General features: G+C 31.5%; 8 protein-coding genes. 4 read left to right on the top strand and 4 right to left on the bottom strand.

The features are described from left to right. Window positions 1-20 precede the first annotated feature (20 nt). On the bottom strand, window positions 21-251 hold the full coding sequence (locus ACKTTR_RS10295; protein ID WP_408027757.1) for a hypothetical protein: 231 nt from the start codon (window positions 249-251) through the stop codon (window positions 21-23). 1,669 nt (window positions 252-1,920) lie between these two features. Between ACKTTR_RS10295 and ACKTTR_RS10290 the strand changes: the two genes are divergently transcribed. The 4 genes from ACKTTR_RS10290 to ACKTTR_RS10275 all read left to right on the top strand — a co-directional run bounded on the left by ACKTTR_RS10290 (window position 1,921) and on the right by ACKTTR_RS10275 (window position 7,845). After that, window positions 1,921-3,384 (top strand): alkaline phosphatase PhoX, encoded by a 1,464-nt coding sequence (locus ACKTTR_RS10290; protein ID WP_408027756.1) that lies wholly within the window; start codon window positions 1,921-1,923, stop codon window positions 3,382-3,384. A gap of 41 nt (window positions 3,385-3,425) precedes the next feature. Then, the gene (locus ACKTTR_RS10285) at window positions 3,426-5,177 is read left to right on the top strand and encodes a cytochrome-c peroxidase (RefSeq protein ID WP_408027755.1); all 1,752 of its coding nucleotides are present in this window, start codon (window positions 3,426-3,428) and stop codon (window positions 5,175-5,177) included. Between the two features lie 115 nt (window positions 5,178-5,292). Beyond that, entirely contained in the window at window positions 5,293-6,054 is a 762-nt protein-coding gene (locus tag ACKTTR_RS10280) for a hypothetical protein (protein WP_408027754.1), read from the top strand. A gap of 129 nt (window positions 6,055-6,183) precedes the next feature. Beyond that, entirely contained in the window at window positions 6,184-7,845 is a 1,662-nt protein-coding gene (locus ACKTTR_RS10275) for a sodium:solute symporter (protein WP_408027753.1), read from the top strand. On the opposite strand, the gene ACKTTR_RS10270 is transcribed toward ACKTTR_RS10275, so the two are convergent. From ACKTTR_RS10270 to ACKTTR_RS10260, 3 genes are all read right to left on the bottom strand, one after another. Then, window positions 7,842-9,329 carry an NAD(P)H-hydrate dehydratase gene (locus tag ACKTTR_RS10270; protein ID WP_408027752.1) on the bottom strand — a complete coding sequence of 496 codons (1,488 nt, stop codon included), beginning with the start codon at window positions 9,327-9,329 and terminating at the stop codon, window positions 7,842-7,844. The two genes, ACKTTR_RS10275 and ACKTTR_RS10270, sit on opposite strands and share 4 nt — an antisense overlap. Window positions 9,330-9,419: 90 nt before the next feature. After that, the gene (gene cmk / locus ACKTTR_RS10265) at window positions 9,420-10,109 is read right to left on the bottom strand and encodes a (d)CMP kinase (RefSeq protein WP_408027751.1); all 690 of its coding nucleotides are present in this window, start codon (window positions 10,107-10,109) and stop codon (window positions 9,420-9,422) included. Window positions 10,110-10,225: 116 nt separating this feature from the next. Next, window positions 10,226-12,265, bottom strand: coding sequence for a leucine-rich repeat domain-containing protein (locus tag ACKTTR_RS10260; RefSeq protein WP_408027750.1), 2,040 nt, complete (start codon window positions 12,263-12,265; stop codon window positions 10,226-10,228). Window positions 12,266-12,405: the final 140 nt, after the last annotated feature.

The raw sequence follows: 12,405 nt of genomic DNA, 5'->3' as shown, positions 1-12,405 counted from the left end.
TAAAGTTAAAGACTTTGAGTTTAATTACCTTTACCCGTACCCCCACTATTACCATCATCACCACCTGTATCAAGGTCGGTAGTTCCACCAGTACCGTCATCACCAGTACCATCGGTAGGTACATTAGTACTTGTAACTAATTCTGTTTGGTTAACAGTGTTGTTTGGTACAATATCTTCTGTTAAGTCTGTACAACTTGTAGTTAACAAAAATAACATGCTTATTAGTAGTGTAAATTTTAAAGTTCTCATAATTTCAATTTTTAAATTTTGACAATAGTTTTCCTAGCCGCATCTGCAGCTCATATAGCATCGAAATAAATTTTCGTGTGTATTACATCATTTTTTAAATGAGGCAATAGTCATCTAACCCAAGTGTTTGGGTAGTAGGTAGAATTAAATTGATTGAAACATCAATTCATGAAGATGCGTTACTACTAAGGCCTATTGAGTACAACAGACTTCAGGGAATTCTACTTTGTCATAAAGGAAGCGTTTGCAATTTTTGAATAAACGCTAGTTGATTTTTACTCTAAAATAGTGACAACACTATAAATAACGAGTAAGTTTTTAGTAAGCGTTCTTGTTTAATGAGTAAACGTCCTTTTTCATTTAGTGTGCGCAATTTTAATGTTTTCATAGCTTTAAATTTGTCCTAATAATATAGTGAAAAAAAACGAATTATACAAGTTTTTAACTTGTTAAAATGTACTTCAAAATAAAAAAAGGCGTCTTTTTAAAAAGACGCCTTTGTGTTATATATATTAGTATAGAATAATTGCTAATTCTTCATCAAATACTTTGCTTCACAATAAACATCCTTGTCTTTTTTTGTTCTGTAATCAGCCCCTTTTCTATAAGCTAAGCTGATACTTGTGTTTATATTAGTTAATACCATAGTTTTAAATTATTATTTATTAATAATACCAATTAAGGATATCTTAATAAGTATGGTACAAATATACGAAATTTTTACAATAAAACAAGTGTTTTTGGTGTTTAGTTTGTTGGTAATCAGGTGGTTATGTTGTTTTTAGGGTGAGGGAGGGCTGTCCGGATAATATCCAGATAAGTAGTGGTTTTGTAACGTTTTGTACGTTAGTAGCTTAGAGTTCAATTAAGAGTTCTTTATATGTTTTAAATTAAAATTTCATTTTTCAAAAAAAAATATAAAAAAAGCGTCCAAAATTATTTGGACGCTTTATATATTACTAGTTTTTATAATCAAATCATATTTGAGTTTTCATTATAATTAACATACAACGTCCGTTTTCGAAAGATTCCTTCATCAGGATTCCCACGAAAACTACATGTTAAGCTTACAAGCTCTTGTGCTATATGTAAATTCATTTTTTTCATAAAAAGCAAATATATAAAATTTTAAATAATTACTGTTTTAACAAAATTTTTGGCTTTTGAGGTCTTTTTTACCTCATTTTGGTGAAAAAGTAAGTCAGTGACTTACTAAAAGTAAGTCACTGACTTACCAAAAAGAAAATTAGACGGTTTATTTTTGTCTCGGTTAAAATTTAGACCTTCAATAAGGTTAAGATATAAAATGGGGAATTATATCACGTCGTAGGGAAAGTTCTATGAAGAAAAAGAAAAACAAAATGATTTTTTACTCTAACCAAAGTAAAATTTTGATGCAAATTAAGAGTACCTTTTATAGGTGCTCTTTTTTTGTTAAAAAAAAAAAGAGATAAATAATTATAGAAATATATTAATTAAGTTAAGAGAAGGTTAGGTTGTATAGGGTTGATAATTAGTGTTTAGAAGTTCTTTTTGTAAGTGATTGTTTAGAGTTGTTTAAGTTTAGTTAAAGTTGGTAACCTTTTGATGAGGTAGATTTAAACTATAGCTAAGAACTTCTTAAAGTAAGTGTTGTTGATTTGCGGGTATAAACAAAATTAACATAATAATGAAAAACTTACTTAAATTAGGATTCTTAGGTGTTTGTGGTGCGATTGCTTTAACATCTTGTGATTCTGATAGTACACCTAACCAAGGAGACTTAATTGAATTAAAAGCACACTCAAAAACTCCAAACTTTTTAAAATTAGAATCAGAGTTTTCTGGAGTAAACATTTTTCCTTTATTATCTTCTGAAGATAAGTTAGAAGATACACCAAACTTTGTATACGGTTCTATGGCAGATGGAGCTGGGTTAATGAGAAACTCAGATGGAACTTATACATTAATAAATAATATTGAGGCAGATTTTTCAATTGCTCGTATTAAATTAGATAAGACTTTTAAGCCTGTACATGGAGAATATATCTTAAACGCTATAGCAACAGGAGGTTCTGCTCAATGCTCAGGAACATTAATAACACAAGAAGAGCATGGTTTTGGTCCTCTATATTTATCTGGAGGTGAATGGGGAGATGGACCTCAAGGAGTTTTTGCTACAGACCCTTTTAAAGATGCTTCAGGAGCAAGTAGTCCAAGAATGTTAACTGCTATGGGGCAGTGGGTAACTGAAAACGCAGTACCGTTAAGTAAAGATGCTTATACTGATAAGACGGTTGTGTTTATAGGAGATGATCACGGAGATAATATGGTTCCTTCAGGACAATTAGGGATGTATGTTGGGAGTAGAGGAGACTTAGAAGGAGGTAAGTTATATGGTTTAAAAGTAACTGATGAAGGTATTACTTATGAAGTAGACATGAAAGAAGGTACAACTTACAATGCTTCTTTTGTTGAGTTAACTGAAAAGAATATCGATTTATTAGATGCTGAAGCTAAAGAAAAAGGAGTGATGGGATTCTCTCGCTTAGAAGATATTGACTGGAGAAGAGGTTCTGCTAAAAACAATCGTGAAATTTATTTTTGTGTTACAGGTCGTAAAAAAGATGGTTTAATAGGGAAGGGAACTATTTACGGACGTGTGTATAAAGTAGAATTAAATGAAAATGATCCTATAGGAGCTGCTAAAATTACATGTGTATTAGATGGTGATAAGTTAGACGGTAAAGCAGGTGTTTTTCATAGTCCTGATAATATCGTAGTTACTGAAAACTATGCTTATATTCAAGAAGATCCTAACGGATATTTTGATAGTGCAGAAAAACAACATGCTGCAAGTTTATATCAATATAACCTAAAAACAGGAGTACTGAAAAAAGTATTAGAATGTGACCAAGTGGCAGCTGCGGCAGCAGGTTATGGTTTAACTTACCAAGAAAAAGCATGGGAGATTACGGGAATGATTGATATTTCTAAAACTATAGGAGTAAGCAATACATTTTTATTAATTACTCAAAATCATGGTTGGGTTCCAGCAGACGGGGGAGCATTTACAGATCCTTTAGCAAATGATGCAGCTGAAACATCAAAAGAAGGAAGTCAATTATATGTGATTCAAGGATTAGATAGATAATGATAAACAGTTTTCAAAAAATACAAAAGGCACATGTTATCATGTGTCTTTTTCTAGTATCTATAATTAGTTGTAAACAAGAAAAAACAGCGAGTTACACAAAAGTTGATAATAAAGTTTTAGTAGTAAAAGTTGAAGAATATTACTCGCACCATTTAGATAGTTGCATTACTCTTTTAGAAGAAATTAATGCTGTTGATGAGTTTTCAGAAAAACTTAATAAATACAAATTAGCAAGAAAAGAGTTTAAGTTAATTGAGCCTATTTTATCATTTGTTGATAAAGAAAATTATAAGAGTTTAAATAGTCCCAATCTTTTAAGAATTGATGAAGAAGATGCTACAAACATAAAAATAAGAAACCCTTTTGGATTTCAGGTTATTGAAGAGTTATTGCATCAAGATGAGGTTGATGTTATTGCTTTAAAAGATGCTGTAAATATCACTAAAAATAGACTTAAACTAATAGCAGCAAACAATACATTGTATTTAAAAAAGCATCATATTTTATGGTTGTTACGCGACCAAATTGCTCGTATTGCTTTGGTAGGAATTACAGGTTTTGATTCACCAGTATTAGAGCAATCATTATTAGAAGCAAAAACAAACTACGAAACCTTACTCTTTATTATAAATACGTATAAAAGTGAGTTTTCAAAAGATAAATTATATACCGATTTTGTAAATGAGTTGCAGGCAGCTCAAAAAGTGTTACAAGAAGGTAATTTTGAGTCGTTTAATCGCTATAATTTTATCAAAAATCATGCGCATAAGCAATTAGAATTATTAGCGAGTACTGCTGAAGATTGGAAAGTGGAGTTTCCATTAACTATGGCATTTAATAACAATATCACTTCGTTATTTTCTAAAGAAACATTTAATATTGATTTCTTTAACGATTATCATCAGCTAGAAAAGGCAATGTCTAATGAAAAAATAGCTTTGGGAAGAAAGCTATTTAATGATAAGAATTTATCAAAAGACGGAGTAATGAGCTGTGCAACTTGTCATATTAAGGATAAAGCTTTTACAGATGGACTAGCAACTTTTCCGAAGCAAAAAAGAAATACACCAACATTACCATATGCAGCTTACCAACAAACCTTTTTTCACGATGGAAGAGCAGGTAGTTTAGAAGGTCAGATTGTAGGAGTTGTTGAAAACAAGAATGAGTTTCATACCAATTTAGAAAACTTGACGGAAACTGTAAAAAATGATAATGTATACACGAAATCGTTTACTAATTTATATGGAAAAGTAACAGATTTTAACATCCGAAATGCGATAGCAAATTATATCAGAAGTTTGGGCGATTTTAGTTCTAAATTTGATAAAAACATCAACAATAAAGAAAACACTTTAACAGTTTCAGAAGTTAATGGGTTTAATCTTTTTATGGGGAAGGCAAAATGTGCAACTTGTCACTTTCCACCTGTGTTTAACGGAACAGTTCCGCCTAATTTTACGGAAACTGAAATAGAGTCTATAGGAGTTCCAAATATGAAAGAAACAGGGTTAGATGATGATTTAGGAGCTTATAATATATTTAAAACTGAAGAACGAAAATACTTTTTCAAAACTTCTACCGTTCGTAACATATCCAAAACGGCTCCCTATATGCATAATGGGGTATATGAAACCTTAGAACAAGTAGTTGATTTTTATAATAAAGGTGGTGGACAAGGATTAGGGTACGAAGTGCCAAATCAAACGTTACCACTGGATAAATTGAATTTGTCAGAAAAAGAAATTAAAGACCTAATAGCTTTTATGGAAGCCTTAACGGATGAATAATTCATTCAATTTTTTATAGTTAACATAAAACTCTCTAAATATATTTTTAGAGAGTTTTTTATTTTTACTGTAATTTCTAATGGTAGTTTCGACCAATTAGAATAAATCAATTATCATGAAAAAAATAGTAGTACTAATTGCTATAGCTCTTGTTTCAGTAGCATGCAAAAAAGAAGTTAAAAAGGAAACAATAAAAAAAGAAGAAGAGGTAGCGTTAAAATATCCAAAAGTTTTAGAAGAAGTTCTAAAAAATCATGGAGGAGTTGAACAGTGGAAAAAAATGAAAACATTGTCATTTACCTTAAAGAATGAAGAGCATACTACAGATTTACATTCGCGAAAAACAGTAGTGAATTCACCAGAATATTCTTTAGGGTTTGACGGAAAAGAGGTGTGGTTACAACAACAAGATTCAACAGCGTTTAAAGGAAATCCTGAATTTTATTACAATCTATATTTTTATTTTTACGCAATGCCTTTTGTGTTAGCTGATGATGGCATTGTGTATTCAGAAACAAAACCACTGACTTTTGAAGGAGTTACCTATCCAGGAATAAAAATTTCATACAAAGCCAACGTTGGAACTTCACCAGATGATAATTATTTTATATTTTACCATCCAGAAACAAAACAAATGGCATGGTTAGGGTATACGGTTACTTATTTTAGCAAAGAACCAACTGATGCTTATAAAATTATAAGATATAACGATTGGGAAAATGTTAACGGTTTGTTATTACCAAAATCCATAACTTGGTATGCTAAAGATGAAAACGGACAGCCAACAGAACCAGGAAGAGAACCAATTCAGTTTAAAATGCCTTTGTTAAGTGAAGCATCATTAGCCAATAGTTTCTACGAAAAACCAAAACAATAATCAACTAATAAAAAACAAAGTATGGATAAAAAGTATGTATGGAAAAAAGAATACACATTAGTCTTAGTGGCTAATGTAGTATACATCGTGTTATTTTACATAATCACTAACATATATACAAAATAAACCATGCAGCTAGTAGATTGGATTGTTCTTTCGGTAACTTTATTGTTTATTGTATTATACGGAGCTTGGAAAACCAGAGGAAGTAAAAATGTTGAAGACTATATAAAAGGAGGAAACGAAAGTAAATGGTGGACGATTGGATTGTCAGTTATGGCAACACAAGCCAGTGCCATTACTTTTTTATCTACTCCAGGACAAGCGTTTCATAGCGGAATGGGTTTTGTGCAGTTTTACTTCGGATTACCAATAGCAATGGTAATTATCTGTTTGGTGTTTATTCCTATTTACCACCGATTAAAAGTTTACACAGCTTACGAATATTTAGAAGGAAGGTTTGATCAAAAAACTCGAACCTTGACAGCGATTCTGTTTTTAATTCAACGCGGATTAGCAGCAGGAATCACCATTTTTGCACCGGCTATTATTTTGTCTGCTGTTTTGGGTTGGGATTTAATTACTTTGAATATTATCATAGGGGTTTTAGTAATTATATATACTGTTTCTGGAGGGACGAAGGCAGTGAGTGTTACGCAAAAACAACAAATGGCAGTGATTTTTGCAGGAATGTTTGTAGCATTTTATTTGATATTACAGTATTTACCAGATGATATTACATTTACGAAAGCATTAGAAATTGCAGGAGCTTCCGATAAGATGAAAGTGCTAGATTTTTCTTGGGATTTGAATAACCGTTACACGGTTTGGACAGGTATTTTAGGAGGTACATTTTTAATGTTATCGTACTTTGGAACAGACCAAAGCCAAGTGCAACGCTATTTATCAGGGAAATCGTTACGAGAAAGTCAGTTAGGATTAATTTTCAATGGCTTGCTAAAAGTACCAATGCAGTTTTTTATTCTGTTAGTAGGAGTGATGGTGTTTGTATTTTATCAATTTAATCCGTCACCGTTAAATTTCAATCCAAAATCAGGAGAAGCAATAGCAAATTCTAACCTTGAAACAATAGAGCAGTACATTAAGTTAGAAGAAGAACATCGTTTTATTGAAGGAAGAAAAAAAGCGTTGATTTTTGAAGGGTTAACACCTGAAAATGTAGCACAGATTCAAGAGTTTAATGAACAAGATAAGGTACTAAAAGAAGAAGCAAAGACTATTATTTCAAAAGTAGATCCATTGGTAGAAACAAATGATAAAGACTATGTGTTTATTCACTTTATTCTGAATAATCTACCCAAAGGATTAATAGGTTTGTTGTTGGCGGTGATATTGTCTGCAGCAATGTCTTCTACAGCATCTGAATTAAACGCCTTAGGAGGTACTACAGCTATTGATTTATACAAACGAAATACCAAAATAGAATATAGCGAAGAACATTATGTAAAAATGTCAAAATGGTTCACCTTAGGTTGGGGTATTTTGGCAATTTTAGTCGCCTGTATAGCTGATTTATTTGATAATTTAATTCAGCTCGTAAATATTATTGGTTCTATTTTTTACGGAAATGTGCTGGGAATATTCTTATTAGCTTTTTTCATAAAGTTTGTAAAAGGAAATGCAGTATTTATTGCAGCGATAATTACGCAATTAATTATTATAGGAGTTTGGTATATCGACTGGTTACCGTATTTGTGGTTAAATGCTTTAGGTTGTGGTTTAGTAATGTTATTAGCAATACTAATTCAATCAACGTCTAAAGAAAACTAACTTTTTTCTATTCGTAAAGCATCAATAATATCAGAAGCAATTAACGCTTTGTATCCTTTTTTGCAAGCGGCATCGTCACCTGCTTTTCCGTGGAAAAATACACCTAATAAAGCGGCATGTAAAGGCGGGTAATTTTGTGCTAACAATCCAGTGATAATTCCTGTGAGGACATCGCCACTACCACCAGTTGACATTCCTTGGTTTCCAGAAGTGTTGAAATACAAATTTCCTTCAGGAGAAGAAATAGTAGTATATGCATTTTTTAAAACCACGACGCATTGATATTTTGCAGAAAACTCAAGTTGCTTCTGAAAACGTTCAGTTGAAGTGTCAGATTTTCCTACCAATCTATCAAACTCTTTAATATGTGGAGTTAAAATAGAATTTTTAGGAAGCAATGATTTTAACTCCTCGTTTTTAGCAATAATATTTATAGCATCAGCATCAATAACTAACGGAGTATTGTTTTCTGATAATAATTTTTTTACAACTAGCGTCGTTTTTTCGTTAACATCCAATCCAGGACCTATCGCGAGAACGGCGTATTTGAAAATTTCTGGGAGTTGGGTCACGAATTCTTCATTCTCATCGGTTAAGCACATTGCTTCTGGAACGGAAGACTGTATAATTTGATACCCACATTTTGGTACATAACTAGTTAACAAACCTACACCACTTCGTAAGCAAGCTTTTGAAGAAAGTACAGCAGCCCCCATTTTCCCGTAAGAACCGGCAATTAATAAGGCGTGTCCGTAACTTCCTTTGTGTGATTGACGCGGTCTAGAAGTTAAAATATTAGCAATTTTATCGTTCAGAATGAAATAGTTGCTTTCTTGTTGTTGAATAAAATCTTCATCTAAGCCAATATCAACTGTTTTCCAATTTTTTACAAATGTTCCATTTTCAGGAAAAAAAAATGAAAATTTTGGTCGCTGAAAACTTACAGCAAGGTATGCTTGTACAACAGTTTCAGAATCAGGGAGCTTATCGCAATACAATCCAGAAGGAACATCAACAGCATATACAGTTTTTTTAGCATTATTAATACTTTCAATAACATGTTTTATAAAACCAGTAATAGGTTTGGAAAGGCCAAAACCAAAAATAGCATCAATAATTACATCATATTCAGAGAAGTCAGGAACTTTACTAGTTGATTTTATAATGATAGTATCATCAAGTTTTTGAAAATTAATATCACAATCTGGGCTAAGTGTATCTTTAAACTGAACTAAAAAAGGTTGTACAGTATATTTTTTACTTCTTAAAATTCTGGTAATAGCAAATCCATCACCACCATTATTTCCAACACCACTAACAATGGCAATTTTTAGAGAGCGATTTAATAAAGGCTCAATGGCTTTAACAAACGCTAAAGATGCTTGCCCCATCAAAGCAAAAGAGGTAATTCCTTTTTTAGTAATAGTGTGTTCGTCAGCTTTTCGTATTTGGGTAACGTTGATTATTTTTTGAAGATTTTCCATGTAAGAAATTTACAACTTTACACAAAAAAAGCAAAAAGAAACCCACAAAGAATTTTGTGGGCTTGTTATAATTAATTGTATACGTAGTTTTTATTGAACTCTGGCGTTAACCAAACTCATAATACGTTCAAATTGTTCTTTAAGTCCCATATCAGAATTATCAAATTCAATAGCATCATCTGCCATGACTAAAGGAGAATCTTCTCGGGTAGAATCTATTCTGTCACGTTCTTGTACATTTTGTAAGATTTCTTCATAGTTAACCTTGTCACCACGGTCAATTAATTCTTTATAACGGCGAGTAGCACGTTTGTCGGCAGAAGCAGTCATAAATAACTTTAGTTCAGCATTAGGAAAAACTACGGTTCCAATATCACGACCATCCATAACAATACCTTTGTTTTTACCCATTTCCTGCTGCTCACGAACTAACTTTTTTCTAACTTCAGAAATTTCAGCAACTTTACTTACCAATTTAGAAACTTCAATGGTTCTAATTTCTTTTTCAACATTGGTTCCGTTTAAAAACATTTCAGCAAAACCAAGTTCTCCATTAAAAGCAAAAGACAAAGAAATGTTAGGTAAATCAGCAATTAAATCTTCAGAGTTAAAATGACTTTCAGAAATATAGTTTTGCTGCATAGCATACAAAGTAACAGCTCTATACATTGCTCCGGTATCAACATATATATAGGTCAATTCTTTGGCTAATTGCTTAGCAATAGTACTTTTTCCTGTAGATGAAAAACCGTCAATGGCTATGGTGATTTTCTTTGTCATGATTCAAAAAAATAGATAGCAAATATAGGGTAGAATTCTAATACTTTTGAAAGATATAGACAAAAAAGAGAGAGGTTAGAACCTCTCTCTTTGAAAATATGCTATTAACTATATTGTTACATTTTAATAAAATTAGTAGTGTGTGTACCTCTATTACTGTTAACTCTAAATATATAGCTACCAGTAGCTAGGTCGTTAACATTAATAGGAGCTCCATCTTCTAAATTAATAGGGTCACCCAACCTTTGAGTTGTTGTTGAAGTTGTTGATTTTTTGAATGATAAACTACCAAAACCTCCTCCAAAAAGAAGATTAACACTTTTTACAAAACTACCTGTTTGAGAATTAAAGATATCTGCTGTAGAGGCTGTTGTACCTGTGTCTTTTTTAGATAAGATCATACTTCCAGTGGTAGGATTAGGGGATAGGATAAAGTAACTACCAAAATCGTTTCTTGGTAAAGTACAGTCTGAAACTACGTTACAAGTGCTATAACCTAAGGTATTTTTAATATAATTTGACGTTTGAGTTAAATAAGTCGGTTCTACGCAAGCAAAACTTATGTTAGGGGAATCTTCAAGTGTAAGATTATTAGTTAAGTCAAGATAAAATTCATGAGATCCAGTTAAATACAACTCTTTGAGTTGATGCATTTCTATTGCATCTAGATGTTTTAGAGACGTACAGTTTCTAATGTCAATTTTGCTAAGCGAAGATCCTTTTGTGACTAATCTTTTTAGTTTACTATTATTGCTAGTAATGTTCAAGTCGGTAATATTTGTATAGGCTAACTCTAACGATTCTAAATCAGGATTTTTACTAATATCTATGGATTTTAGAGGTGTGTCATAAGCATTAAAATAGTAAAGCTTAATGTTTTTACTTATATCTATTTGTGTTAAAAAGTTATTTCGATCTATTGATAAATAGGTTAAGTTTACATTGAGAGAAATATTTATATCGCTAAAATTATTGTGGGAAAGAAAAAGAGACTTTAGAACAATGTTGTTTGTAACGTCAATTTGAGATAAAAGGTTGTATCCTAAATCTAAATGATTTAGTTGTGTGTTTTTATCTACAGATATTGTACTTAGTTTATTGTCAGGTAAATGTAAAAAAGTTAGATTGATATTCTCATCAAGATTTACATGTGTTAATTGATTCTGAGAGGCGGCTAATAATTTTAATTTAACATTCTTTGTTATATTCAACTCAGATAAATTATTCTTATTTACATACAATGTTTCCAGTAATGTGTTACTTGTAACATTTATAGATGCTAATGTGTTTTCATTGATGTTGATTTTAATTAATTTAGTATTATTATTAAAGCCAGCTGAACTTAAGTTGTTGTTGCTAAGATCAATATTTGTAATGTTTGTAAAAAAGTTAATACCAGTAATGTCATTAATGTTTTTGTTAGAAAGAGAGAGTAAATAAATAGCCTCAGCTTCATTAATACAAATTTCGCCATCACCATCGGTGTCAATTACAGGTGAATGATTTAGCAAAGCTTGTTTAAAATTAGGGTCTGGGAAGTTAATTATAGGGCAGGTGGGTGTGGTAACAATTGTACATTCACCTATGTGGAGGGCGCTACCAATTCTGTCCCAAAACCCTCTATGATCTACACCATTCGATTGAGGCATGTATTGTGCATTGCTAATGCAAACATACTCTATAACGTCTAGATCAAAGTATATACCCCATTGAGCTTCCATTTGAAAGGTACTTGGGCCTGTTAAATATGCATGTTTAATAGGGTTGTCTTCCAGTCTCAGTCCCCATAATGCACAGTTTCTAACATCAACAGAAGATATTTGGTTTCTTCTAGCGGTTAAAAAACGTAATTTGGTTAGGGTAGAAGTTTGTGAATCATCAATCTTCTTAATATTATTATCACTACAGTTTAGAACTTCTAGGTTTTTAAAAAATTGAATTCCATCTAGGTTAGATATATTTTTATTATCTAAATTTAATCTGTCTACACTTAAAGCTTCAGCTTCTTCAATCTCTCCATTTCCAGAAGTATCTATGATAGGGTCATGGGTTAATAGTGCTTGTTTAAAATTAGTGTCTGGAAAATTAATTTGTCCATAAGAGTTTGTAAATAGGCATAGTAATACACCTAAAATGTAAAAGGAGTTTTTTTTCATAATACATAAATTTTTACACGCAAAATATTTTTTAAGAGCGTGGTTTTTGGGGTTAAATTTGATAATACAATTTTTTACTACGGCAATTTTAGTAGTATAGAAAATATAGCATATTTTTTCACTAACAAAGAAAGGCTTTT

Source organism: Tenacibaculum litoreum, from assembly GCF_964513915.1.
In the GTDB taxonomy this organism is placed as follows: Bacteria; Bacteroidota; Bacteroidia; order Flavobacteriales; family Flavobacteriaceae; genus Polaribacter; species Polaribacter litoreum.
Note: the sequence above shows the minus strand (reverse complement) of the source record. Positions and strands in the feature narration are given on the sequence as shown.

What these genes read in the sequence shown, in the direction of transcription:
- ACKTTR_RS10280 (WP_408027754.1), top strand. Translation starts at nt 5,293, where the DNA reads ATGAAAAAAATAGTAGTACTAATTGCTATAGCTCTTGTTTCAGTAGCA.
- cmk (WP_408027751.1), bottom strand. Translation starts at nt 10,109, where the DNA reads ATGACAAAGAAAATCACCATAGCCATTGACGGTTTTTCATCTACAGGA.
- ACKTTR_RS10260 (WP_408027750.1), bottom strand. Translation starts at nt 12,265, where the DNA reads ATGAAAAAAAACTCCTTTTACATTTTAGGTGTATTACTATGCCTATTT.
- ACKTTR_RS10295 (WP_408027757.1), bottom strand. Translation starts at nt 251, where the DNA reads ATGAGAACTTTAAAATTTACACTACTAATAAGCATGTTATTTTTGTTA.
- ACKTTR_RS10270 (WP_408027752.1), bottom strand. Translation starts at nt 9,329, where the DNA reads ATGGAAAATCTTCAAAAAATAATCAACGTTACCCAAATACGAAAAGCT.
- ACKTTR_RS10275 (WP_408027753.1), top strand. Translation starts at nt 6,184, where the DNA reads ATGCAGCTAGTAGATTGGATTGTTCTTTCGGTAACTTTATTGTTTATT.
- ACKTTR_RS10290 (WP_408027756.1), top strand. Translation starts at nt 1,921, where the DNA reads ATGAAAAACTTACTTAAATTAGGATTCTTAGGTGTTTGTGGTGCGATT.
- ACKTTR_RS10285 (WP_408027755.1), top strand. Translation starts at nt 3,426, where the DNA reads ATGTGTCTTTTTCTAGTATCTATAATTAGTTGTAAACAAGAAAAAACA.